At 41.8% G+C, this 24,679-nt stretch carries 29 protein-coding genes; 2 read left to right on the forward strand and 27 right to left on the reverse strand.

The features are described 5' to 3' along the window. Window positions 1–156: 156 nt before the first annotated feature. The 3 genes from murA to NSQ72_RS17120 all read right to left on the reverse strand — a co-directional run bounded on the left by murA (window position 157) and on the right by NSQ72_RS17120 (window position 2,591). Complete coding sequence (gene murA / locus NSQ72_RS17110) at window positions 157–1,464, reverse strand: UDP-N-acetylglucosamine 1-carboxyvinyltransferase (RefSeq protein WP_024423722.1); 1,308 nt, start codon at window positions 1,462–1,464, stop codon at window positions 157–159. 32 nt (window positions 1,465–1,496) lie between these two features. Then, complete coding sequence (locus NSQ72_RS17115) at window positions 1,497–2,231, reverse strand: YwmB family TATA-box binding protein (protein ID WP_341084753.1); 735 nt, start codon at window positions 2,229–2,231, stop codon at window positions 1,497–1,499. A gap of 129 nt (window positions 2,232–2,360) precedes the next feature. Further along, the gene (locus NSQ72_RS17120; protein WP_341084755.1) at window positions 2,361–2,591 is read right to left on the reverse strand and encodes a DUF1146 family protein; all 231 of its coding nucleotides are present in this window, start codon (window positions 2,589–2,591) and stop codon (window positions 2,361–2,363) included. A gap of 170 nt (window positions 2,592–2,761) precedes the next feature. Between NSQ72_RS17120 and NSQ72_RS17125 the strand changes: the two genes are divergently transcribed. Then, window positions 2,762–3,238: a hypothetical protein gene (locus NSQ72_RS17125; RefSeq protein ID WP_058838604.1), complete on the forward strand. Its 477-nt coding sequence runs from the start codon at window positions 2,762–2,764 to the stop codon at window positions 3,236–3,238. 42 nt (window positions 3,239–3,280) lie between these two features. Here the strand turns inward: NSQ72_RS17125 and NSQ72_RS17130 are convergent, their stop codons facing one another. From NSQ72_RS17130 to prfA, 21 genes are all read right to left on the reverse strand, one after another. Next, the gene (locus NSQ72_RS17130) at window positions 3,281–3,676 is read right to left on the reverse strand and encodes a F0F1 ATP synthase subunit epsilon (RefSeq protein WP_003214592.1); all 396 of its coding nucleotides are present in this window, start codon (window positions 3,674–3,676) and stop codon (window positions 3,281–3,283) included. Window positions 3,677–3,700: 24 nt separating this feature from the next. After that, window positions 3,701–5,122: a F0F1 ATP synthase subunit beta gene (gene atpD, locus NSQ72_RS17135; RefSeq protein ID WP_008354929.1), complete on the reverse strand. Its 1,422-nt coding sequence runs from the start codon at window positions 5,120–5,122 to the stop codon at window positions 3,701–3,703. Window positions 5,123–5,146: 24 nt separating this feature from the next. After that, a complete protein-coding gene (locus NSQ72_RS17140; protein ID WP_024423727.1) occupies window positions 5,147–6,013 on the reverse strand; it encodes a F0F1 ATP synthase subunit gamma in 867 nt (288 codons plus the stop codon). Window positions 6,014–6,101: 88 nt separating this feature from the next. Then, on the reverse strand, window positions 6,102–7,610 hold the full coding sequence (gene atpA, locus NSQ72_RS17145; protein ID WP_039182105.1) for a F0F1 ATP synthase subunit alpha: 1,509 nt from the start codon (window positions 7,608–7,610) through the stop codon (window positions 6,102–6,104). Between the two features lie 16 nt (window positions 7,611–7,626). Further along, complete coding sequence (locus NSQ72_RS17150; RefSeq protein WP_024426340.1) at window positions 7,627–8,172, reverse strand: F0F1 ATP synthase subunit delta; 546 nt, start codon at window positions 8,170–8,172, stop codon at window positions 7,627–7,629. Next, window positions 8,169–8,690 carry a F0F1 ATP synthase subunit B gene (gene atpF, locus NSQ72_RS17155; protein WP_034281220.1) on the reverse strand — a complete coding sequence of 174 codons (522 nt, stop codon included), beginning with the start codon at window positions 8,688–8,690 and terminating at the stop codon, window positions 8,169–8,171. Before atpF ends, NSQ72_RS17150 begins: the two co-directional genes overlap by 4 nt. A 120-nt stretch (window positions 8,691–8,810) precedes the next feature. Further along, entirely contained in the window at window positions 8,811–9,023 is a 213-nt protein-coding gene (atpE, locus tag NSQ72_RS17160) for a F0F1 ATP synthase subunit C (RefSeq protein ID WP_003214968.1), read from the reverse strand. Window positions 9,024–9,072: 49 nt separating this feature from the next. Beyond that, window positions 9,073–9,807, reverse strand: coding sequence for a F0F1 ATP synthase subunit A (atpB, locus tag NSQ72_RS17165; RefSeq protein ID WP_039182108.1), 735 nt, complete (start codon window positions 9,805–9,807; stop codon window positions 9,073–9,075). Between the two features lie 7 nt (window positions 9,808–9,814). Continuing rightward, complete coding sequence (locus tag NSQ72_RS17170) at window positions 9,815–10,198, reverse strand: ATP synthase subunit I (RefSeq protein WP_341084758.1); 384 nt, start codon at window positions 10,196–10,198, stop codon at window positions 9,815–9,817. Window positions 10,199–10,696: 498 nt separating this feature from the next. Then, window positions 10,697–11,326, reverse strand: a complete 630-nt coding sequence (gene upp / locus NSQ72_RS17175; RefSeq protein WP_003214553.1) for a uracil phosphoribosyltransferase — start codon at window positions 11,324–11,326, stop codon at window positions 10,697–10,699. Window positions 11,327–11,473: 147 nt separating this feature from the next. After that, a complete protein-coding gene (gene glyA, locus NSQ72_RS17180) occupies window positions 11,474–12,721 on the reverse strand; it encodes a serine hydroxymethyltransferase (RefSeq protein WP_034281450.1) in 1,248 nt (415 codons plus the stop codon). 177 nt (window positions 12,722–12,898) lie between these two features. Further along, a complete protein-coding gene (locus tag NSQ72_RS17185) occupies window positions 12,899–13,438 on the reverse strand; it encodes a TIGR01440 family protein (RefSeq protein ID WP_144468014.1) in 540 nt (179 codons plus the stop codon). Window positions 13,439–13,450: 12 nt separating this feature from the next. After that, the gene (rpiB, locus tag NSQ72_RS17190; protein WP_003214714.1) at window positions 13,451–13,900 is read right to left on the reverse strand and encodes a ribose 5-phosphate isomerase B; all 450 of its coding nucleotides are present in this window, start codon (window positions 13,898–13,900) and stop codon (window positions 13,451–13,453) included. 133 nt (window positions 13,901–14,033) lie between these two features. Then, window positions 14,034–14,492 carry a low molecular weight protein arginine phosphatase gene (locus tag NSQ72_RS17195; protein WP_260774948.1) on the reverse strand — a complete coding sequence of 153 codons (459 nt, stop codon included), beginning with the start codon at window positions 14,490–14,492 and terminating at the stop codon, window positions 14,034–14,036. A 63-nt stretch (window positions 14,493–14,555) separates the two neighbouring features. Further along, a complete protein-coding gene (locus NSQ72_RS17200; RefSeq protein WP_260774949.1) occupies window positions 14,556–15,110 on the reverse strand; it encodes a manganese efflux pump MntP in 555 nt (184 codons plus the stop codon). Between the two features lie 60 nt (window positions 15,111–15,170). Further along, a complete protein-coding gene (locus NSQ72_RS17205; protein ID WP_260776115.1) occupies window positions 15,171–16,223 on the reverse strand; it encodes an L-threonylcarbamoyladenylate synthase in 1,053 nt (350 codons plus the stop codon). Window positions 16,224–16,384: 161 nt separating this feature from the next. Then, window positions 16,385–16,828: a GNAT family N-acetyltransferase gene (locus NSQ72_RS17210; protein ID WP_059376369.1), complete on the reverse strand. Its 444-nt coding sequence runs from the start codon at window positions 16,826–16,828 to the stop codon at window positions 16,385–16,387. Window positions 16,829–16,892: 64 nt separating this feature from the next. Then, window positions 16,893–17,546 carry a stage II sporulation protein R gene (gene spoIIR, locus NSQ72_RS17215; protein ID WP_341085049.1) on the reverse strand — a complete coding sequence of 218 codons (654 nt, stop codon included), beginning with the start codon at window positions 17,544–17,546 and terminating at the stop codon, window positions 16,893–16,895. 122 nt (window positions 17,547–17,668) lie between these two features. Further along, window positions 17,669–18,148, reverse strand: coding sequence for a hypothetical protein (locus tag NSQ72_RS17220; RefSeq protein ID WP_024423739.1), 480 nt, complete (start codon window positions 18,146–18,148; stop codon window positions 17,669–17,671). Between the two features lie 141 nt (window positions 18,149–18,289). Continuing rightward, the gene (gene prmC, locus NSQ72_RS17225; RefSeq protein WP_341084767.1) at window positions 18,290–19,174 is read right to left on the reverse strand and encodes a peptide chain release factor N(5)-glutamine methyltransferase; all 885 of its coding nucleotides are present in this window, start codon (window positions 19,172–19,174) and stop codon (window positions 18,290–18,292) included. Then, the gene (gene prfA / locus NSQ72_RS17230) at window positions 19,164–20,231 is read right to left on the reverse strand and encodes a peptide chain release factor 1 (protein WP_039182133.1); all 1,068 of its coding nucleotides are present in this window, start codon (window positions 20,229–20,231) and stop codon (window positions 19,164–19,166) included. Before prfA ends, prmC begins: the two co-directional genes overlap by 11 nt. 210 nt (window positions 20,232–20,441) lie before the next feature. Between prfA and racA the strand changes: the two genes are divergently transcribed. Continuing rightward, a complete protein-coding gene (gene racA, locus NSQ72_RS17235; protein ID WP_058838550.1) occupies window positions 20,442–20,990 on the forward strand; it encodes a chromosome-anchoring protein RacA in 549 nt (182 codons plus the stop codon). 35 nt (window positions 20,991–21,025) lie between these two features. On the opposite strand, the gene NSQ72_RS17240 is transcribed toward racA, so the two are convergent. From NSQ72_RS17240 to NSQ72_RS17250, 3 genes are all read right to left on the reverse strand, one after another. Then, complete coding sequence (locus NSQ72_RS17240; RefSeq protein ID WP_039182138.1) at window positions 21,026–21,982, reverse strand: AEC family transporter; 957 nt, start codon at window positions 21,980–21,982, stop codon at window positions 21,026–21,028. A gap of 90 nt (window positions 21,983–22,072) precedes the next feature. Continuing rightward, on the reverse strand, window positions 22,073–23,773 hold the full coding sequence (gene malS, locus NSQ72_RS17245) for an oxaloacetate-decarboxylating malate dehydrogenase (protein ID WP_039182140.1): 1,701 nt from the start codon (window positions 23,771–23,773) through the stop codon (window positions 22,073–22,075). Window positions 23,774–24,052: 279 nt separating this feature from the next. Further along, window positions 24,053–24,655, reverse strand: a complete 603-nt coding sequence (locus NSQ72_RS17250) for a thymidine kinase (RefSeq protein ID WP_024426350.1) — start codon at window positions 24,653–24,655, stop codon at window positions 24,053–24,055. Window positions 24,656–24,679 lie beyond the last annotated feature (24 nt).

A 24,679-nucleotide genomic window follows, 5' to 3' on the forward strand; every position in this document is an offset into this window, starting at 1 on the left:
GAGGTATGAGGCTGTTCTTCAAATGGATTTTACTGTTCGTCTGTATGAATAAAATTTAAGATGGTTGGATACACTAATGATAAGCTTCGTGAAATGAGGCATTCTATGAATCTAAAAAAATCAGCATGCCCAATGGACACACTGATTTCTTTATGATTACGCGTTCAGATCTGATACAACTTGTTCTTGTGTCACATCTGCTGATTCATCGTTTACTCTTTCAATATCTGCACCGATTGCTGCAAGCTTTTGGTGGAAGTTCACATAACCACGGTCAATATGCTTCAACTCTGTGACACGTGTATGACCTTCTGCCACTAATCCAGCAAGTACAAGTGCTGCTCCTGCTCTTAAATCAGTCGCTGCCACTTCAGCACCTTGAAGTTGAACCGGCCCATTGATAATGACAGAGCGACCCTCAATTTTAATATCGCCATTCATGCGGCGGAATTCTTCAGCATGCATAAAGCGGTTTTCAAACACCGTTTCTGTGATCATGCTTGTTCCGTTCGCACGAAGCAATAGCGCCATCATCTGAGATTGCATATCCGTTGGGAACCCAGGATGCGGCATTGTTTTTAGATCGATTGGCTTGAGCTCAGATGGTCCAATGACTCTTAAACCTTCTTCTTCTTCAATGATCTGAATACCCATTTCTTCCATTTTTGCAACAAGTGATGTCATGTGCTCTGGCACTGCGCCTTTTACAAGAACATTTCCTTCTGTAATGGCTGCTGCCACCATGAAAGTACCTGCTTCAATTCTGTCAGGGATGATGTTGTGTTTTGCACCGTGAAGTGTTTCCACACCTTCGATTTTGATTGTACCAGTACCAGCACCGCGAACCTTACCGCCCATGGCATTGATGTAGTTTGCTAAATCAACAATTTCAGGTTCTTTTGCTACGTTTTCTAAAATTGTTGTTCCTTCTGCTAATGCTGCTGCCATGATGATGTTTTCAGTTGCCCCTACACTTGGGAAATCCAAATAGATTTTTGCACCTTTTAAACGGCCTTTTACTTCAGCCTCGATGAAACCATTACCTACTTGAATTTTAGCTCCCATCGCTTCAAAGCCTTTTAAATGCTGATCAATTGGTCTTGAACCAATTGCACAGCCTCCAGGTAATGCAACTCTTGCATGACCTGTTCTTGCTAAAAGTGGTCCCATGACAAGCACGGATGCTCTCATTTTACGGACATACTCAAACGGAGCCTCAGTTTCTAGTGCATGAGATGCATCAACTGATACTTCGTTATTTTCAAAATGTACTTCTGCTCCTAAATGACGTAACACTTCATTGATTGTATATACATCGGAGAGCGTAGGTACATCACAAATTACGCTTTTTTCTGTACTTGCTAACAAAGATGCAGCGATAACTGGTAAAACGGCATTTTTTGCGCCTTCTACTTTAACTGTGCCGTTTAACTTTTGACCGCCGCGGACGATGATTTTTTCCAAGGTCTTCCCCTCCGCGTCCCAAATTCTCTATATTAATATTCAGTCGTTACGATTGGTGTGCCAACCGTAATCGTATGATTTTCGTTCATTTCCGAACTTCTGATGGCAATTTGAACATTCATTTTATCATTTGAAGTCATAATGAACTGTTCCCACTTCTCTGTGTAAGCGGAAAGCGACACAAAATTAGACTCAACGAGATACTCAACTGGTTTTGCTTGAAATTCATTTGCTAACGTTTCAGCTTTTTTTTGCAAAACAACATCCATCATACCATTTACATGACCATCGAGACAAGTAAAAATTACAATTTTCTCTTGTAATATGCTTTTTGCATGACGTACGAACTGATCATATGTATGCTCCCAGGTATTCAGTGGGCGAGCACCTTTTTGCTCATATAATAAATACGACTTTTGATTTGATTTTGTGTCGGTCTTTACGAGTAAAATTTTCGATTCTGTATCATTTTTTTCATCTTTGTAAATTCCTGTGACTTTGGTGACATGTTGTTCTTTTTTTTCGGTCCACTCATACTGTCGTAGTTCGTCTTTCAAACGTTTCACTTTTTTTGAAAATTGTTCGGATGAAATATCTACATTTGTTTTGGCATGAAGGGTCCATCCATCGACTTCGATTTGCTGGTTTTTCAAACCTTCTGCTATTTGAGCGAGCGGAGAAGATTCTTCCGCACAAGCACCTTGAATCATCAGAACAAAAAAAAGAATAAACGCAAATAATGGCCAACCTTTCAAATACTTTCTCACCTGTCATTCCCCCTTGCTACAAGTGTTGCCGCAAGGAGGTCAATGCATACGTGGAAAAGTCAACAAAAGGCGAGCCTTTTGACCCTTTTTTTTACGTTCCCGCAGAAGCCCGTGACCAAACCTTTTATGTTAGAACATATAAGGAATTTGTCTGGATAAATTTAAGTAATCAAGGAAAAAATTGCTGACCGCAGATGCGATGGCAATCGTAATGAGCATCATCAGCAGCCTTGCTTGAACGATTTTCCCTTTTTTAATGAGTGGATCAATATTTACAGCAAGCAGTGCCCACCATGTAACCGCGATAAAAAATAGGTGAATCACAATGCCCACGATTGCTTGTTGTCCAACGTCTTCCATACAATTGAATCCTCCTTTTATTAATTTCTGTAAAGGAAAACTCCCTTTCATTATATCCTCGAAAATCGGAAAGATGAATCATTTGGAAAAAAGAGCTACATTTAGTGTGAATCCCCTCTTATCCTGATGCCAAGGAGATGATATACTGCGTGTGGAAGGAGCTGAACACATTGAAAGATTCTTTTCCTGACTTTGTTGATTTGTACGGAGAATTGGTTCCCTCATTTGATCATGAATGGGAGGCCATTGCTTTCTACTTTGATTATAGACAGACACAGCTAGAAGAATTAGCACAATTGTGTCATTTTCATAACATTTCTTTGGATTACTCTGAGGAAAGCCTGTATCAGTTAGAATCACTATACTTTGATGCATTGACCAAGCAGCTGTTCGCTGAGTGGAAAATGCCAATAGATGCATTAGAAGCGATGATGAGTGTGTATTTAGGAGAGGTTGTCATCCGTCATCATTCAGATGCTGACTGGGTAGTGCGGCCTTATATGGACTCTTCGCACCAATATACGCTTGGCTTACGCAGAAACAATAAAACATGGCATTGCAGTACGCAATTTTGCGAGCAGTTATATTTAGAAAAGCAAGCAACTCATCCTTATGTGTCGATGTATCAATCTCTCATGTCATCCTAAAAAAAATCCTTCTTATCACTGTGATAAGAAGGATTTTCTGTTTTATTTCCCTGCTACATTTAAACGGTTTAACGCCCGTTTTAATGCGAGTTCCGCCCGGCGTACATCACTTTCATTCGGGTGGTTCAAATGCTCTTCAGCACGCTGTTTCGCTGATTTAGCGCGATCAACATCAACTTTGTCTGATGTTTCAGCGGCCTGAGCAAGAATCGTTACTTGTTCAGGGCGGACTTCAACAAATCCGCCACTTACTGCAACCAATTCAGTTGATCCACTATGTTTTAAGCGAACTGCACCGATTTTTAGCGGAGCAACCATTGGAACGTGGCCAGCTAAAATACCAAGCTCACCGCTTTCTGCTCTTACACTGACCATTTCCACATCCGCTTGATACACTGGGCCGTCGGGAGTAACGATATTGACTTGAACGGTCTTCATGCTTTTACCCTCCTAAGGACCAGATTAGGCCTCTACACCCATCTCTTTGGCTTTTTCAACCACTTCTTCAATGCGTCCAACTAAGCGGAATGCATCTTCTGGAAGGTGATCGTATTTACCAGATAAGATTTCCTTGAAACCTTTAACAGTTTCTTTCAATGGCACATAAGAACCCTTTTGGCCAGTGAACTGCTCTGCTACGTGGAAGTTTTGAGATAGGAAGAATTGAACACGACGCGCTCTGTGTACCACAAGCTTATCGTCCTCAGATAATTCATCCATACCTAAAATGGCAATAATATCTTGTAGCTCTTTATAACGCTGCAATGTTTGCTGCACTTCACGCGCAATCGCATAATGCTCTTCGCCAACGATCTCAGGTGCAAGTGCACGAGATGTTGAAGCAAGAGGATCAACCGCTGGGTAAATACCCATTTCAGTCAGCTTACGCTCAAGGTTTGTCGTTGCATCAAGGTGAGCGAACGTAGTTGCTGGAGCTGGATCCGTATAGTCATCCGCAGGTACATAGATCGCTTGAATCGATGTAACAGATCCTACGTTTGTAGACGTGATACGCTCTTGCAGCTGACCCATTTCTGTTGCAAGTGTCGGCTGATAACCTACCGCTGAAGGCATACGTCCAAGAAGGGCTGAAACTTCAGAACCTGCTTGTGTAAAACGATAGATGTTATCGATGAAGAACAATACGTCTTGACCTTGTTCATCACGGAAATGCTCTGCCATTGTCAAACCAGTTAGGGCAACACGCATACGTGCACCCGGCGGCTCGTTCATTTGGCCGAAGACCATGGCTGTTTTTTCGATAACGCCAGAATCTTTCATTTCGTAGTAAAGGTCGTTTCCTTCACGTGTACGCTCTCCAACACCAGCGAATACAGAAATACCGCCGTGTTCTTGTGCGATGTTGTTGATCAATTCTTGAATCAGAACGGTTTTACCTACACCGGCTCCACCGAATAGACCGATCTTTCCACCTTTGATGTAAGGAGCAAGCAGGTCAACAACTTTGATACCTGTTTCAAGAATTTCAACTTCTGTAGAAAGTTGATCAAAAGAAGGCGCTTGTCTGTGGATTGGATCTCTTTGAGCTTCCACACCAAGTGGCTCATCTAAGTCAATGTTATCTCCCAGTACGTTGAATACACGTCCAAGTGTTACGTTACCAACTGGTACTGAAATTGGTTTTCCAAGGTCTACAGCTTCCATACCGCGTTTCACACCGTCTGTTGATGCCATCGCGATGGTTCTCACTGTATCATCACCTAAATGTAGTGCTACTTCTAAAGTTAAGTCGATATCAACTTCACTTTCGCTTTCCGCTTTATGCGAAACTTTGATCGCATTATAAATCTCAGGCAAGTGACCGTCTTCAAAACGAACGTCTACGACTGGTCCCATGATCTGACTGATGCGTCCTGTTTTCATTGCATTCCCTCCTGACAATTATTTCTATTCTAAGGCAGCTGCTCCGCCGACAATTTCTGTAATCTCTTGTGTAATCGCTGCTTGACGAGCACGGTTGTAAGAGAGTGTCAGGCTGTCGATCAATTCTTTTGCGTTGTCTGTTGCACTCTTCATTGCTGTCATTCTTGCAGCATGTTCACTTGCTTTGCTGTCAAGAAGCGCACCGAAAATCAAACTCTCTGCATATTGAGGAAGGAGAACTTCAAGAATTTCTTCTTCAGAAGGCTCAAACTCATAAGATGCGGAACGTTTATTTGGTGTCGCTGCGGCCGAAAGGTCCGTTAGCGGCAATAATTTCTTCTCTGTTACTTCTTGTGAAATCGCACTGACAAAGTGGTTGTAGAACATGTAAAGTTCGTCAAACGCTTCATCAGAGAACATTTGAACTGTGCTGCTTGCTAATTCTTTAATATCAGCAAACGCTACTTCGTCTCCAAGCCCTGTTACTTCAGAAATAACTGGAATACCACGCTTTTTGAAGAAGTCGCGTCCGATTTTACCAATGACAATCACCGCATATTCATCTGCGGATTGATGACGAGATTGAATGGTTTGGTAAGCGGCACGCAAAATCGAGCTGTTAAAAGGTCCTGCAAGCCCTCGATCAGATGTAATGACGAGATACCCTGTTTTCTTGACAGGTCTTGAAAGAAGCATTGGGTGCTTAGCACTTGTTCCAGTTGCGATTGCAGCAACCACTTCCTGGATTTTCTCCATGTAAGGAACAAAAGACTTCGCATTGTTTTCAGCACGATTCAGTTTCGCAGCTGATACCATTTGCATCGCTTTTGTGATCTGACTCGATTTTTTCGTTGACGTGATCCTTGACTTTATATCGCGTAATGAGGCCAAAGATTTCACCACCTTTTTTCAGGAATCCGTGTTCATTTACGTGAAAAGAGAGAAAAAGAGAATCTTTTTCTCTCGGAAAGATTACTAATTAGTTGCTTGGTGCAAACGTACGTTTAAAGCCTTCGATTGCTGTCTTCCACTCTTCATCAGCAGGCATATTTCCTGTTTGAGAGATTGTGTCAAACAAGCCTTTATGGTTTTCTTCAATGTACATGAATAACTCAGCTTCAAAACGTTTAACATCAGCAATGGCAACATCGTCTAAGTATCCTCTTGTTAGTGCGTAAAGAATCGCTACTTGTTTTTCAACTTTAAGCGGTTTGTTCAAGTCTTGTTTTAAGACTTCAACAGTTCTTGCACCACGGTTTAATTTCGCTTGAGTCGCTTGGTCTAGATCAGATCCAAACTGAGCGAACGCTTCAAGCTCACGATAAGAAGCAAGATCCAGACGAAGTGTACCTGCTACCTTTTTCATCGCTTTGATTTGTGCAGAACCACCTACACGAGATACAGACAATCCTGCGTTTACCGCTGGACGTACGCCTGAGAAGAAGAGGTCAGATTGTAAGAAAATCTGTCCATCTGTGATGGAAATAACGTTTGTTGGGATATATGCAGAAATATCGCCAGCTTGCGTTTCTACGAAAGGCAATGCTGTGATAGAACCGCCACCCTTTTCGTCACTAAGCTTCGCTGCACGTTCTAATAAACGAGAGTGAAGATAGAAAACATCACCAGGGAATGCCTCACGACCTGGAGGACGACGAAGCAATAATGAAAGCTCACGGTAAGCTGCCGCTTGTTTAGAAAGGTCATCATAGACAACAAGTACGTGCTTGCCGTTATACATGAATTCCTCACCCATCGTTACACCTGCATAAGGAGCAAGGTAAAGAAGTGGAGCTGGCTGTGATGCAGAAGCTGTGACAACGATTGTGTAGTCAAGCGCACCATGCTTACGAAGTGTTTCAACAACACCACGAACCGTTGATTCTTTTTGTCCGATGGCTACATAAATACAGATCATGTCTTGATCTTTTTGGTTTAGAATCGTATCGATTGCAACAGATGTTTTACCTGTTTGACGGTCACCAATGATCAATTCACGCTGTCCGCGGCCGATTGGAATCAAGGCATCAATTGCTTTAATTCCTGTTTGAAGCGGCTCATGTACAGATTTACGATCCATAACGCCAGGTGCTTCACTTTCGATTGGACGTGTTTTGCTTGTTAAGATTGGACCTAGTCCATCAACAGGCTGACCAAGCGGGTTCACAATACGTCCGATTAACTCTTCACCTACTGGAACCTCCATGATACGACCTGTACGTTTTACGTCGTCACCTTCGCGGATATCTTTGTAAGGTCCTAAAATAACGATACCTACGTTAGACTCCTCAAGGTTTTGAGCCATACCCATTACACCGTTAGAGAACTCAACCAGCTCTCCTGCCATAATGTTGTCAAGGCCATGTACACGCGCGATACCGTCCCCTACTTGAATGACTGTACCGACATCTTTTACTTCAATTTCTGATTGATAGTTTTGGATTTGCTGCTTTATCAGCGCGCTAATCTCTTCAGCTTTGATACTCACTAAGGTTTCACCCCTTCTAACGATTTTCGCCTGCAAGCTGACGTTCAATGCGGGAAAGCTTTCCGCTGACACTGCCGTCATAAATGCGGTTTCCGATACGGATTTTCACTCCGCCTATTAGATCCTTGTCAATCACATTTTCAACACGCAGTGATGTGACTCCGGCTTTTTTGGCAAATACTTCAGATAAAGATTGAATTTCAGCACCGCTCAGCGGTTTCACTGAATACACGACCGCATCGTCTATTTGTTTCGTGCGGTTTGCAAGTTTCACAAACTCAGACGTCATTTCAGAGAAAATATTTGTGCGTCCGCGGTCAATCAGTAAATACATTGTGTGCAACACATAAGTAGAAACACCTTTGAAAGCTTCAGCAATCAACTGTTTCTTTTTGTCTGCCGTAATCTTTGGATGAACAAGGAAGTCATTGAGTTCTTGATCAGCCTTTAGAACTTTTTTGATCTCATTCAGCTCTTTTTCAGTTTCGTCTACTGCCGAAGAAGCAAGAACGATGTCAAAAAGAGCAGAAGCGTAACGCTTAGAGACAATAGTTACGCTCATCGGCTTTCGCCTGCCTCTTTAAGGTACTCTTGAATCAATTTCTCTTGTGCCTGCTCATCAAGTTCTTTTTCAATCACTTTAGATGCAATCAGCACAGATAGTGATGCAACCTGCTCACGCAGTGCAGCCACAGCTTGTTCTTTTTCTTTCACGATTTCAGTTCTAGCAGACTCTTTCAAGCGCTCTGATTCTTGACGTGCTGCTTGAATGATCTCTTCTTTTTGTTTCTCACCAATCTTTTTCGCATTTTCGATGAGTGTATGTGATTCTTCGCGTGCTTCTTTCAATAAGACACGTTGTTCTTCAAGAAGCTTTTCAGCTTGAACGTGCTTTTCTTCAGCACTTGAAATTTCATTTCCTATATAATCTTCACGCTGCTTCATAATACCTAATAAAGGTTTAAGCGCAAATTTCTTTAAAAGTGCAAGCAAAATGAGCATAGCGATAAGCTGGAATAACATATCACCGGCGTTGAAGCTTAAGCCCCCTGCTCCTAAAACCACTGGTAACTGAGACATTTAGTACGGCAACTCCCTTCTTTAAATAATATGTTAAGAAACAAAACATAAAGGAATGGCGAAGTTTCGAACTAATCTGATCTTCGCCATTAAAATTCATATTAGAACGCTTCTCACATATTAACCAAAGAATGCCAAGAATGCGATAACGACAGCGATAATTGGAAGTGCCTCAACTAAAGCGACCCCGATGAACATAAGTGTTCTTAGTTCTCTACCAGCTTCTGGCTGACGAGCGATTCCTTCAACTGTTTTAGATACGATTAGACCGTTACCAATACCTGCTCCTAGTGCTCCTAAACCGATTGCAATTGCTGCTGCTATTAAATTCATTAAAAAGCTCCTCCTTTAAAATAACGTCCTTTTTGGACTCTCAATTTTTTTAGTGTTCGTCGCTGACTTTATGGGAAATGTACACCATTGTCAGCATGGTGAAGATAAATGCCTGGATTGTTCCGACAAACAAACTGAATGCCTGCCATACAATCATTGGCACGATAGCACCTAATGTACCAACGATACCAAGCGCAATGTTTTGCGAGTAGAAATTAGTCGCAAGTCCTGCAAGTAAACCAAGAAGAATCTCTCCAGCGAAAATATTTCCGTAAAGACGCAAACCAAGTGTTAGCGTGTTTGCAAATTCTTCAATAAGTTTCAATGGTACTAAAAGCGGAATTGGTCTAAAGTAGTCTTTCGTATATTCCTTGACTCCTTTTGCCTTGACACCGTAGAAGTGTGTAAGTCCCATGACCATAATTGCTAGTGTCATTGTGATTGCAGGATCAGCAGTTGGTGATTTCCACCACAAGTTGTGATCGACCGTAATCGAGAATGGCAGTCCAAGCATGTTTGAAACAAATATGTACATGAGTAATGTAACGCCAAGCGCTAGAAATGGGGCTCCTGTTTTCATGTCCATCGAACTACCTATGATATTTCGAACAAAATCAACGATCCATTCCATGAAGTTCTGCGCCTTAGTCGGACGAATAGACAGAACACGAGTAGTCAGCACCGCTATGAGAAGAACGATGATACTAGCAATCGTAATCATGAGAACATTGGATAAGTTGAACGTTAACCCTAAAAATTCTGTAGTTTTTGAACTGTGACCCAAAGAGTATTCACCTCTCTTCCATAGTAGAACGTTTAAGTTGAATGAAGGAATCTATCATAATGACAGGATATATTGTCATTAATCCTATAACAACACCTGCCAGATGAACTTCATTAGGGTAACGCCAAGCAATCGCTACTGCGAGAATCGCGTTGGCCCACCTGGCTGTACTTCCCATTGAACGAATGGATTTTCCTTTTTTAACCGCTCGATCAAAAGCGTGCATTCTCCGTATAAGTAGGAATAAATTAAAGAAAGCAAAAATTGTGCCGATAATGAAACCAAGAAACAGTGGTTTAAAACCAGGCATGGCATAGCCAAACACAAAAATTGCCAATAGATAGACCATGTATTTACTCTGTCTGCGGAAAATCGCGTTTGGATCGTTCATTCATCTGACTCCCGATGAAAAATATTGTAAAAAAGGTGATAAATGGTGATGAAAACTGCGTAGAAGACGCTTATGATAAGCCGTCCTATTCGAAAAAAATCAATCACCCATCGGTCTAATTGCACAATCAGACTTGAAATCTTTAGATCTATGGGATGCTGCTTCATTCGTTGATACAAACCCTGATTATTAAAGGGTTCACAATGAGGATTAGTAGAGTGCTATAGGCTATGAAAACCTTACCATAATACCCTCGTTTAGCATACAATAGCGTCTATGATGTGTCAATCGGTTGAAAGTTAAAAAACTTTTCTATAGTGATAGAGCACACAAAATGTTCACAATTTCATCAAACTTTAGGAGAGATGTGACATTCATTGAAAAAAACAGCCAATGTTCAGTATACAATGATTTTTCTAAGAACGGTATCAACCGTTTGTCATATATTTCAAAAAGCCCACATGCACGTTTTGCATGTGGGCTTTTATTAAGACTTTCTTATTTCGTTCCATACATACGGTCACCAGCATCACCAAGACCTGGGATGATGTAACCTTTTTCGTTTAGTTTCTCATCTAATGCTGCAATGTAGATATCAACATCTGGATGATGCTTTTGCATTTCTTCTACACCTTCAGGGGCAGCAATCAGACACATGAAACGAATGTTTTTCGCACCGCGTTTTTTCAAGCTGTTTAACGCTTCGACTGCTGAGCCGCCAGTTGCAAGCATTGGATCTACTACGATAAATTCACGCTCTTCCACATCAGATGGAAGCTTCACATAATATTCAACAGGCTTTAATGTTTTCGGATCGCGGTATAAACCAACATGTCCCACTTTAGCAGCTGGAATGAGTTTCAAAATCCCGTCTACCATTCCAAGACCTGCTCTTAAAATTGGCACAACACCGAGTTTTTTACCTGAGATCACGTTTGATTTCGCTACTTGTACAGGTGTTTCTACATCTACCTCTTCAAGCGGTAAATCTCTTGTGATTTCAAATGCCATTAATGTTGCGACTTCATCCACTAGCTCTCTAAATTCTTTAGTTCCTGTATGAACGTCACGAATATATGTAAGTTTGTGCTGAATAAGCGGGTGATCAAATACATAAACCTTTGCCATAGCTTGCTACAACTCCTTTTCTGTCATCTTCCGGTGAACTTTGCACACTTCCTACAATTCTACATAAAAAGACATCATCTTTCAATATGATTCGCAAATCCTACAAAAAAAACCCACATGCCAAAAATAGGCAAATGGGTCTGTTTTTTAATAATCTAATTCGTTATATAGAGGGAAACGAGCCGTAAGATCAGATACACGCTTTTTCGCCTCTTCTAATTTCGCTTCATCTTCATGATGTTTTAGCGCAAGTGCAATAATGGAACCGACTTCTTTCATCGCTTCTTGATCGAAACCGCGGCTTGTTACTGCTGCTGTCCCTACACGTACACCACTTGTGACAAATGGTTTTTCTGGATCATAAGGAATTGCATTTTTGTTCACCGTAATACCGATTTCATCAAGAACGTTTTCTGCAATTTTTCCTGTGATGCCAAGAGAACGCAAGTCGATGAGAACAAGATGGTTATCTGTTCCGCCAGATACAAGCTGAATATCTTCAGATAAAAGAGTTTCAGCTAGTTGTTTTGCATTATCAATGACGTTTTGTGCATATGTTTTGAAATCTCCGTTCAATACTTCACCGAAAGAAACAGCTTTTGCAGAGATGACATGCATGAGTGGTCCACCTTGAATACCAGGGAAGATCGATTTGTCGATCTTTTTACCAAACTCTTCACGGCAAAGAATCATTCCGCCGCGAGGTCCGCGTAATGTTTTGTGAGTTGTCGTTGTCACAAAATCTGCGTAAGGAACTGGATTTGGATGAAGACCTGCTGCAACAAGACCAGCAATGTGAGCCATGTCGACCATAAAGTAAGCACCGACTTCATCAGCAATCTCACGGAACTTTTTGAAATCAATTTGACGTGGGTATGCACTTGCACCCGCAACGATCAGTTTCGGCTTATGTTCACGTGCTTTTTCAAGTACATCTTGATAGTCGATATGCTGAGTTTCTTTATCTACACCATATTCTACAAAGTTGTACTGTACACCACTAAAGTTTACAGGGCTTCCGTGTGTTAAATGCCCGCCATGTGATAAGTTCATGCCCAGCACTGTATCGCCATGCTCAAGAATAGTAAAGTAAACAGCCATGTTCGCTTGAGCACCTGAGTGAGGCTGTACGTTCACATACTCAGCGCCAAAAATTTCTTTTGCGCGGTCACGTGCGATATCTTCCACAACGTCTACATGTTCACAGCCGCCATAGTAGCGTTTACCAGGATAACCCTCAGCGTATTTATTTGTTAATACAGAGCCCTGTGCTTCCATGACTGCTTCGCTTACGAAGTTTTCTGATGCAATTAATTCGATTTTGTCCTGCTGGCGTTTCCGCTCTAGTTGAATTGCTTTGAATACTTGTGCGTCTTGCTCAGGTAAATGTTTCATCAGCGAAATCCTCTCCAATCTATTTCCATTCGATGTTTTCACCATCTCATTGTACACGGTTTTTGAGTAAAATGTAAAAGTTTTTTTTGGAAAATCGACTTCTTTTTTATGAAAACCCGAATATTCAAGTGGTAAAGCGTCTTCATCATTCAACATTATATTAGAAATATATCGAAGCTATGATCTTGTATAAACCGCTCTTTCTCCGCCAATCAGCTTCGGACGTGTTTTCGCAAAAGTCACATGTGCATGTCCTAATTGATGACGGCTGAGACGGACAGGTACAGCCACTCTCTTTAGGTGCATCCCAATTAACGTATCACCGATATCAATTCCAGCATGCGCCTCAATGGATTCGACTAATACAGGATGTTCCATTTGCTGATACGCGTGAGCTGCCATCGAACCACCCGCTTTACGGACAGGTACTGCAGCTACAATCTCCAAGTTAAAACGGAAAGCCACTTCTTCTTCAACAACTATGGCACGATTTAGATGCTCACAGCATTGAAAGGCGAGCTCAATGCCGGTCTCTCGTCTTAACTGATCCAATTCTTGATAGATGGACGCAGCAATTTGCTCACTCCCTGCAGTACCAATATGCTCACCAGCCACTTCTGACGTACTGCAGCCAATGACTAAGATTTGCCCGGCACGCAACTCAACTGTTTGATGAAACTCTTTTAACATTTCAAGCCAATCTTGACCAATGTTCATATTAAGCGCTCCTTATAGGTGCTTTTCTTCGTAATCAGCAATTTTGCCAATCCGCACAGCATGGCGTCCTGCTGTAAACTCTGTTGTCAGCCAAATGTGCGCAATCTCACGTGCTAATCCTGGTCCAATCACTCGCTCTCCCATTGCAAGAACGTTCGTATCATTATGTTCTCTAGTTGCTTTAGCACTAAATGTATCATGTGCTAATGCACAGCGAATTCCTTTTACTTTATTTGCCGAGATGCTCATGCCGATGCCTGTCCCGCAAATTAAAATGCCGCGGTCGACTTCTCCGTTTGCCACCATATTGGCTACAGGGAATGCATAATCTGGGTAGTCTACAGAACCTGATCCGCATTCACAACCCATATCAATGTATTCAATCTTCAATTCATCCATCAGTTGTTTGATTTCTTCACGAATATTCGTTCCGCCGTGATCGGATGCAATGGCTACTTTCATCGGGCAATTCCTCCTAAGGGTGAGTTGATCTGTTATATCTTACATTCATTCTTTATTTACAGTTATATTTTAACCTCTGCCTAGTGATTTGCAAACAAAAGCAGAAAAACCGTTGACGCAACGGTTTTACAGGTTATCTATGATGATGATCTTTTTTCAATTTCTCAGCGAGCTGATACAGTAAGGCTTCAAGTTCATCACGAGTTTCCTGATAAACAGAAAGACTTCCGCCAAACGGGTCGGATACATCGCCTTCTGTTCCTGTCGCAAATTCCTTTAAAGTGAAGACCTTGCCTTTTGCATGCGCATACTGCTCAGTAATCAACTGTTTATGCTGCATAGTCATCGTGAAGACGTAATGAGCTTCGCGCAGAAGCTCCTCTGTCAATTTTGATGATGAGTGATTCAGTGGAATGCTTTTCTCAAATAATGCTTCGATCGCTTGAGGAGAAGCCTTCCCTTCATTGGAGGCAAAAATGCCCGCTGATTTTACAGTGACCTCTAAACCTTTTTCATCTGCAATGGAAGCAAAAAGGGCTTGAGCCATTGGACTTCTGCATGTATTTCCCGTACAAACAAATAAGATTTTCATCTTTCGCCCTCCTTTTCTTCTATTATATAGCATTTCATTCTACATGTTATGTAAGGAGACTGGCTAGAGCGGAAATAATAATTTGATACCAAAGGCTAGTAAAATGATTCCGCCAAGCACGCCGCTATATGAACCCACCCATGACCGAACCTGTTTACCGAGTAATAATCCGAGCCATGTGAGAAGCATACTAAAAAAACCAAACAATAATATAGTCATCCACACCTGGGAACCGTAAATCCCGAGGCTTAAACCAACAGAGAAGCTGTCTAGGCTGACACTTGTAGCAAAAAGAACGAGACCAGTCCCAACAGGTGCGATAAAGGGCTTATCCTCTTTGCGGATAGAAGCAACGATCATTTGCAGTCCCAGCACCAAAAGCAGCGCCCCGCCAATATAGGTGGCAAGAAGACCGAGCCATCCGGATAAGAGCTGACCTGTCAGCATACCAAAAAGCGGCATAAACATATGAAATATCCCAATAACAAGTCCAATATAAATGATCTGGCGGAACCTCAGCTGAATCATCCCCATACCAAGTCCAACCGAAAAAGCATCCATTCCAAGTGCAAAAGCCATGATGCTGAGCGTCAGCAATTCGCCAGCTAGTTCGTTCATGTAAATCCCCCTTGGACACACATTCTCCTTTAACCTATGTTTGTCCAAGAAAGGTTAGAACTATTGGAACGAAGGGAGTGTACGCCCTCCTGCGGCTTTTTGCAGACGGTTCATAATGGCAGAACCAACTCCTTGCTCTGGAAAGGCTTCTGAAATAATCAAGTCTACATCCGTTTCATCAAATTGTCTCAGTACACGATAGAGGTTTGCAGCAACCGTTTCAGGTTTTTCTCTCCATCCACAGCTGTACACAACATCTGCCGCAAACAACGATTTCTTTTCTTCTGTTGTCAGTACTCCGACTTTTAGACCTTCAGCTTTGTATCTCTGAATGTGCCGCTGCATGTCTTCATCACTTCCATGAAAGATATACATTTGGGCTTCAGGTGCATAGTGTGTGTATTTCATACCTGGCGATACAGGCACCTCGTCCTTTTTTGTCAGCCCTGGATCCACACTCACCGTCCCCACGACCTCTTCTAATGCTTCTTTTGTAATTCCGCCCGGTCTTAAAATCACTGGGGTCTCACCGACACAGGATACAACCGTTGACTCAACGCCAATTCCAGTTGAACCGCCATCCACAATTCCAGCGATTCTTCCTTCGAGGTCACTCGCTACATGGTCAGCTTGTGTTGGTGAAGGTTTCCCTGAACGGTTCGCACTTGGTGCAGCAATTGGCAGACCAGCTGCTCGGATGAGCTCAAGCGCAATGGGATGGTCAGGCATTCTCACACCTACTGTGGATAAACCTGCTGTAACCTGCTTGGATAAAGTGCCCGGCTTACACGGAAGAACGATGGTTAAGGCGCCCGGCCAAAAGGCATCCATCAGCACCTTCGCTTTTTCGCTTTCTATTTGTGCAAATTCGTGAAGCTGCTGAACTTCCGCAATGTGAACAATCAACGGATTATCACTCGGACGCCCTTTCGCTTCATAAATTTTCATCACGGCTTCTGTCTCTTTCGCATTTGCCCCGAGTCCGTAAACGGTCTCTGTCGGGAAAGCAACCACTTCATTTTGCTGCAGCAGATCGGCCGCCTGTTTAATTTGTGGATAGTATGTGGATAAATCCTTTTCTAAATCCACAGACCACCTTTTTGTATTTAACATCATACAAACTCCTTTTAAAAAAGATAAAACTGTTGATATATCTCAATTATCCTTTTGAAAGTATAAAAGATGATGATCAATAAAACAAGCATTGTCCACAATTTGTGGATAACGCTTGTTTTATAGTGGATAAGTATGTGTATAAGTCCATCGTTTTGTGATTAACTGCCTTTTTTTTGCAGGACCACAGCCTGTTCTTTCCCCAATGTCTCTTTTGCATGTGCAGAACTCCATATGCTTTCTGGGATTTCCTCTAAAGGCGTAAAGCCCATTAATGCCAAAAAATCATGGGAAGAGGAATGGTTTGCAACGACATAAAAAGTATCCACACCTATTTTTTCTCCGAGCGTTTGAACGCTTTGGAACAAGGAGACAATGTGCCCCTGACCGAGCTTATCTGATATGACAAGCGACCGCAGCAATCCCTCTTGTTCATTGAGCTGTTCAAGACCTAAGCAGCCTGCCAGCTGACCATCCGCATCTTCCATCACGACAAATGTCGTTCGCTCTGCAAGCGTTACTCCGCCTTTTGCTTGTCCCTTTTCAAGAAAAGCATTGATCGACGGGACATCTTCCTCTGTGGCTATTCTTAATTGATAATACATGCTTTCACCTCTTTTTTGATCTCTTACTTCAACTCTATGAGGCAAAAACCGATTTATACCTTTTTTAAGAGAAAAGACTAGAGACCCATTCGAACAAAAAGAACTTCACTTCACCTGTCTCTTCTTCCTCTTCTTTCACCACTTCATTGACAGACTCTTTCGTTTGCTGCGCTGTCACTTGTTTATCATCATCGCCTTCTGGTGAGGCGATGGCTTCTCCGTTTGAAAAATCGATAAAACAGAGCGGCGGGAATAACACACACCACCAGTTGGCTCCGTCCCCTTCTCCAAGCGTAATTAAAATGGCTTCATATTTCCCAGCAGGATAGACGAAATTTCCATAGAGTTTTGTTGGAAATGAAGCTTTTTGAAAACTGACCGATACAGATTGATCAATATGCTGTTCCTTCAATTTCGCTTTGGCGATACGATTGATTTCTGGCAGCTTCGATCGAATGACACGTCTTGCTTCTTCAATGGATGTGAGGTCTTTGACCCACTCCGTTATATTCGCATTGACCTCGTCACGAATACTTCTTTTCACATCCTGATCCGCTGAACGATCACTATTTGCTAAAATGCGTAATCGAATCGCTTCATCTGGTATAACAACAGGCTGATTTGCAGAAGCAGCCGCCGTCTCCTCTCTGCCAAGGTTTGCAAAAGCACCGCATAATAATAGAAACATATAAAGACAAATCATCGTTTTACTTTTCAACATTGAGTGTTCCCCCCACTTTTTCTCTTCGCTACAAACATTGTGTCCAGGAAACTCATTTCATAAACAGTCAATATGAATTTTTTAATAGATTATGAGTCAAAACAAAAAAGCCGTTCTCTTTAAGAACGACTTTTGAGTGAGGATTGGTAGTCAGAAGGGTACAGTCTCCCATCCCAATCTCGGCTGATTTTTAAACCAGATTCTGTTTTAATAACAGTCATGGCCCCTTTTTTCTCGATTTCTTTTTTGACTTTTCCTTTTTGATCGATAAATTGGATCACCATTTCATAGTTAAATTCAATTCTGTCATCGCTTTCATCTGAAGGCGTAAACATAATTTTCTTCAGTTTAATTTGACAATCTTGATCCTTCGCCGCTTCTAATATGCTCGGGAACATGCTGTCTTGTGTATATTCTTGATATTCATGTTCGGTTAAATAAACCTTCAGCTTCTCTTTCATATCAGATAGGTCATCCGTTCGATTCACTGTGTATTGTGCTTTTTTATAGCTTTCTCCAAATGCTGCTGCCTCTTTTTTAAAGCTCGGTTTACCACAAGCACTCACAATCAATAGTACACTGACGATGACCAACACCATCGCATACCTTTTGTTCACACCATTCGCTCCTTCAAAACAAATTTATGTAAAAAATCATGATCAGAATGTTCATTCTTCTATATATACGTTTCTCTTTTACCATAAGTTTCATCTTTACATAATAAAATAGTCCGGCTATATTCAGCCGGACTTTCCGTTTTGAATGTGTGCGCAAACAGCTCGATCTTTTCCATTAATATCTTTGACGGTGTAGACATGCGCTTTAGGGAAAGCCTGCACGAGAAGCGCTGTGACATCTTGACCTTGCGTATGTCCAATTTCAAAGACAACAACTGCCTGTTCACTCAGCACGCTGTGAAGATCACGAACAAGACGTTTATAAAACCACAAGCCATCACGTCCGTCCGTCAGCGCATTCACCGGCTCATGCTTCGTCACAACCTCAGACAGACTGTCCATTTCTTCCGCCGCAATATAAGGTGGATTGGAAATAAATACATCTACTTTAATACCTTGAGCTATAACCGGTTCAAGTAAATCTCCATGTAAAAAATAAACGTCTGCACCGAGCGCTTGTTGATTCCGCTTTGCTACCGCAAGCGCTTCTTGTGAGATATCAGTCGCTGTGACAGATAGTGATTTTTTTTCAAGAGCGAGCGTAATTGCAATGGCTCCGCTTCCTGTGCCAACGTCAACTGCTTTGAGCGGCTGATCGGGCGGGAAAACGTCACCTACCAAATTGAGCGCCGCCAGAACAACTTCTTCCGTTTCAGGACGAGGAATGAGAACATGCTTGTTCACCTCGAAAGGACGTCCGTAAAAGAATTCAACACCCGTTAAATGCTGAACAGGAACACCTGCCTTATGCTGCGTCACAAATTTGCTGAACAGTTGATCTTGCTCCTCAGGCAGCGCATCATGAAATCGTGCAAGAAGCTCACTTCTGCTCCAGCCGAGCACATGCATCAACAGGAGTTCTGCTGCATTTTGGTCTCTGCCAGCTTCCGTTAACAAAGAAGAAGCCCATTTAAGGGCTTCGAAGATTGTTCGCTCTTTATTTTGCATCTTGAAGCTTTCTTGCTTGGTCTTCCATAATTAGTGCATCAATGACCTCGTCAAGTTTTCCTTCTAAGATTTGATCAAGCTTTTGAATCGTCAATCCGATGCGGTGGTCTGTTACACGGTTTTGCGGGAAGTTGTACGTACGGATACGCTCTGAACGATCCCCTGTTCCAACCGCAGATTTACGCGTTTGATCATATTCAGCCTGTGCTTCACGCTGGAATTTATCATAAATTCTCGCACGCAGTACTTTCATGGCTTTTTCTTTGTTTTTAATTTGTGATTTCTCATCCTGACAGGATACAACAACACCTGTTGGAAGGTGAGTTAATCGAACAGCAGACATGGTTGTATTGACACTTTGTCCGCCAGGTCCGCTAGATGTAAAAGTATCGACACGGATGTCTTTTTCATGGATATCAATTTCAACTTCCTCAGCCTCAGGTAATACAGCGACTGTCGCAGTTGATGTATGAATCCGTCCGCCTGATTCCGTTTCTGGAACACGCTGCACGCGGTGTGCGCCATTCTCAAACTTTAGTTTGGAGTATGCGCCTTTCCCACTGATCATAAAGATGATTTCTTTATAACCGCCTGTGCCAGTGACACTTGCTTCCATGACTTCTGTTTTCCAGCCTTGCATTTCAGCATAACGGCTGTACATGCGGTAAAGGTTTCCTGCAAAAAGAGCAGCTTCTTCTCCACCCGCTGCACCACGAACCTCCACAATAACGTTTTTATTGTCATTCGGATCTTTCGGGATCAGCAAGATTTTCAGCTCGTCTTCTAAACGTTCCGTTTCCTCAGTGAGCTCTGAAATTTCTTCTTTGACCATGTCGCGCATCTCAGCATCCAGCTTCTCTTCGAGCATTGCTTTCGCATCATTCAGCTGGTCGTATGCCGCACGATATTGTCTATATACCTCAACAGTTTCTTGAATATCGGATTGTTCTTTCGAATATTCACGAAGCTTCGTAGTGTCGTTCACCACTTCAGGGTCACTTAAATATTCATTTAGTTTTTCATAACGTTCTTCAATTGATTTTAAACGGTCTAACATGGTCTTCACCTCTGTTTTGTGCGTAACAGTCTAATTATAGTATAGCGGGGTATGACAGTCAAAAAAATTTCCAAAACAATTGATTTTCTGCAATTTTTCGCTAGAAAACACGATCTTTGGCGATTGGTTACTTGTTTTGTCTAACGTGAAGGAACAGGTCCTCCTTAAAGAGAATGGTACTTGTAATTGAAAAAAGGGAGGGCATTTGGTTTGAATACAAATGAGGTTGCAAAGGAAATTGGTGTTTCTTCAAAGACGATTCAGCGTTGGGTCAAACAGCTCAACATCCCTGTCGCCCGGAATGAACTTGGACATTATGAATTTCATGAAGATATTGTACAGCTGCTCAAAGAGGTCAAACACCAGATGAGTGAAGGTGTGATCCTCCAAGATATTCAACTGCCAATCCATAAGGAAACCGTTCGTCAATCAGCACCTGCTGTCGAGGCTGATGTCTCTATACAGCGGATTGAAGCATTAGAAAAACAAGTGAAAGCGCTCATCCAGCAGCAATTACACGTCACTGATGTCGAAGACCGCCTGCAAGAACTTGAACGGAAATTGGCTAAAAAAGCAGATGAAGGTGTATCGTATCAGCTGCTTCAGCACCGCAGAGAAATTGAAGATTTATCCACAAAATTTGACCGCCTCGCCGCAACCTTGAAACAACCGTCACAAGCAGAAGAAAAAAAGGAAATCGCACCCCCTGACCTCAAAAAAAAGCGTGTACTCTTCCCTCTGTTTCATTCATTTCGCTAAGAAAGGCTGCCTCAATAGGCAGCCTTTTTACTATATTATACGGTAAGAGCAATAATGATCGGTAATGTGATGAGTGACATGATGGCACTGATGACAAATGCGGATGCAGTTTCCGCCTCTTGTTTTTCAAATCGTGTTGCGATCATTGCTGCAACAGCTGAACCTGGGAAGGCTACAAGTAATACAGCTTTTGTAATTTCATCAGCCGAAAGACCCATAAGAACCGCAATAAGATACATAAGTATTGGTTGTACAGCTACTTTTAGCAATGCAATACTGAAGGCTGGCAAGCTTAATTTAATTTTGCGGATACCAACAGTGACACCGACTGCGAATAGCGCAACCCCTGATGTAACGCTGCCAATTTCCTCTAACATTTCGTGTCCAATTGCAGGAAGTTTAAATCCTAAAAGAACAAGAATGATACTAGCTAACGGTGCAAGTGCAAGCGGCTCTGATAAACCGTGTAAAATTGCTTTTGTCGTCATTTTTAGGAAGCTTTCGCCGTCTTTGGTTTTCCCTTTTGTTTTTTCACCGACAGTTGATACAATAATTGCAATTGGATCAAGCATTGCATTTACAACTATTCCGGTAATCGCAATCGGAATTGCAACTTCTTGAGCCCCAAATAAACTACCCAAGACCGGAATCCCCATAAATGCAAAGGTCGGTTGTGCTGAGTTTAATGAGAAAACAGATGAGTCTGTTAAATCATATTTAAAAGCAAATTTCGTAACTAAAAGGATAATGATATAAAAACCAACGATTCCGAAAATCAATGCAACGAAAAATGGAATTTGACTATAGAATTTATCTTTTGGTGTTGACAGAATACTGGCGATAAAGTGCGCTGGTAAAGCATACTTTGTTACAAGTGTACTTACACCTTTTGCAGATTTAGCGTCATAGCTGCCGAAGTGTCCTGCGAACCAACCCAGCGCGATAACGAAAAAAATCGGTGCTAGGAGGATCAAAATATTTAAAAAGTCCATCTTACTATTCCTCCTTAAATCCTTTACATGTTTCTTATTTATTGCGGCATTGCTTAGATTACCCGAAGCAATGCCGCGTTACACATTTTATTATGCTCTTACTATTTTTTTATATTCAGGAATCCACATTGCGTCTTTCACAGCTTGTTCGATGTTGTCCGGCGTTTTTCTTGCGACACCATCTTCAATTGCTGCTTTCGCTACTTCAACAGCCACATGAATTGACACTTCTTGCAATTTATCAATACTTGGAAGAAGACCAGCACCTGGTTTCTCATGATCAACCATTTCAGCAATTGCATTTGCAGAAGCAACGAACATGCCTTTTGTGATGATTTTTGATTCTGTTACGATTGAACCAAGACCAAGTCCAGGGAAAACGAACGCATTGTTTGATTGTCCGATTTCATGTTCGATTCCGTTATACTCAACGTTTTCGAACGGGCTTCCTGTTGCAACAAGTGCACGGCCGTCAGTCCATTTGAATAGATCCTCTGGCACTGCTTCAGCAAGCGGTGTTGGGTTAGACATTGGCATGATCACTGGACGCTCTGTATGAGCTGCCATTTCTTTAATGATTTCTTCAGTGAATGCGCCGCCTTGACCTGAAGTACCAATAAGAATTGTTGGCTTCGCTTGGCGAACCGTTTCAGCAAATGAGATTTGTCCTTTTTCATCGCGTGCCCAGCCTTCTACTTCATCAGAAGAACGAAGGTATGGTTTTTGGAAATCAAGCACTTCATCTTCAAATTGGTCTGTTAGCAATCCTCTGTAGTCTAAAGTCCAGAATGCATTGTTTGCTTCTTCTTCTGTTAGACCTTCAAGAACCATTGTGTCACGCATTTGATCTGCGATTCCGATACCAGCTGATCCAGCTCCGAAGATGACAACACGGTGATCTTTCAATTGAGTACCAGTTTTCTTGACAGCTGCAAGAACACCCGCTAAAGTAATGGCACCAGTACCTTGAATATCATCGTTGAACGTTAAGATGTTATCATTGTATTTTTTCATGATGTTACGCGCATTTTTGTTTCCAAGGTCTTCCCAGTGTAGCAATGCTTTCGGGAAGAATTTAAGTGCTGCTTTTACATAAGCATCAATGAATTCTTCGTATTTTTCACCTTGTACACGTTTGTGATGGTTCCCGATGTATAATGGATCATTCAATAATTTTTCATTGTTTGTTCCAACATCTAATACAACTGGAATAACGCGGCTAGGATCAATACCTGCTGCAGCCGTGTAAACAGCTAATTTACCGATTGCGATGTTGATACCACCAACACCCCAGTCACCAATTCCAAGAATACTCTCAGAGTCAGTTGCAACGATGAGGTCAATATCTCCAGCAGTTGCGTGCAAGTTTTCAAATGCTTTCTCGATGCCGTCAATGTCGTCGATTGAAAGATAGACACCATGAGGTCTTCTGTATTCATGGCTGTATTCTTGAATCGCTTCACCAACAGTTGGTGTGTAGACAACAGGAAGCATTTCACGAAGCTTTTCTGTTAAAAGCTTGTAGAACAATACTTCGTTACGGTTTTGTAAATCACTTAAGTATACGTTTTGACGAAGACGATCCGGCTGAGCTAGAAATTGCTTGTACGCTCTTTCTGCTTGCTGTTCTAAAGTGAGAACGGTTGGAGGAAGTAAGCCTTCTAGTCCAAGCTCTTGTCTTTCTTCTTCAGAGAAAGCAACGCCTTTGTTCAACGTTGGAATCGATAATACATCTTTACCTGTCAAAGTGGTTTCGAGGTACCCTTCTTTTGTTTTCTTCACGTTGTTCATCAAAAACTACCCTCTTTCTAAAATATAAATAAAGTGAACTATTAATCCAAAGAACGATTAAGGAGAAAAATCCTTAATCAAAAAAATTATGACAAGAAATCGAACTTTTCGTTTAAATGCTTTACACTACAGTTAGTCATTTTATGCCTGCTTATAACAAAACGCAAGCGTTGAAAATTAGATAATTTAATCGTAGTGTTATTTAATTTATTTAAGTACAAATGATGGGTGTTCAGCCAAAATCTCGAAAAACGAAACACAGCGGCATTTGCTATTTTTTTATTTGTCAAGTGTTGTACCAACATCAAGTCTTGGTACTTCATGGTGATGTCTGCATCGTGCTTCGTATGATTCCTGCGCACCTACTAAAATAATAGGATCATCATAGGATGCGGGTTTACCGTCGATCAAGCGTTGTGTTCTACTCGCTGGGGAGCCGCATACCGAACAAACTGCTTGAAGTTTTGTTACAAGCTCTGCACATGCCATTAAATGCGGAACAACACCAAATGGCTCTCCTCTGAAGTCTTGATCCAGGCCTGCAACAATGACTCGGTAGCCTTGGTCAGCCAATTGAGTGACAATGTCAATGATTGTCTCATCAAAAAATTGCACCTCATCAATGCCAATGACATCGGTTCTTTCTGATATGTGCGTTATTATGTCTTTTGGTGAGGCTACTGCAATCCCATCTAATGATGAACCGTTATGTGACACAACTGAGCTTGTACTATATCGGTTATCAATCGATGGTTTGAATATTTTTACTTCTTGTTTGGCAAAGGTGGCCCTTTTGGCTCTCCGAATCAATTCTTCCGACTTTCCAGAAAACATACTACCGCAGATGACTTCAAGCCAACCGCTTTGTTTCATCACATACATAAGGTCTTCTCCCCCGTTTTAAAG

It is taken from the genome of Bacillus sp. FSL R5-0659 (assembly GCF_038008785.1).
Classification (GTDB): Bacteria; Bacillota; Bacilli; order Bacillales; family Bacillaceae; genus Bacillus; species Bacillus safensis.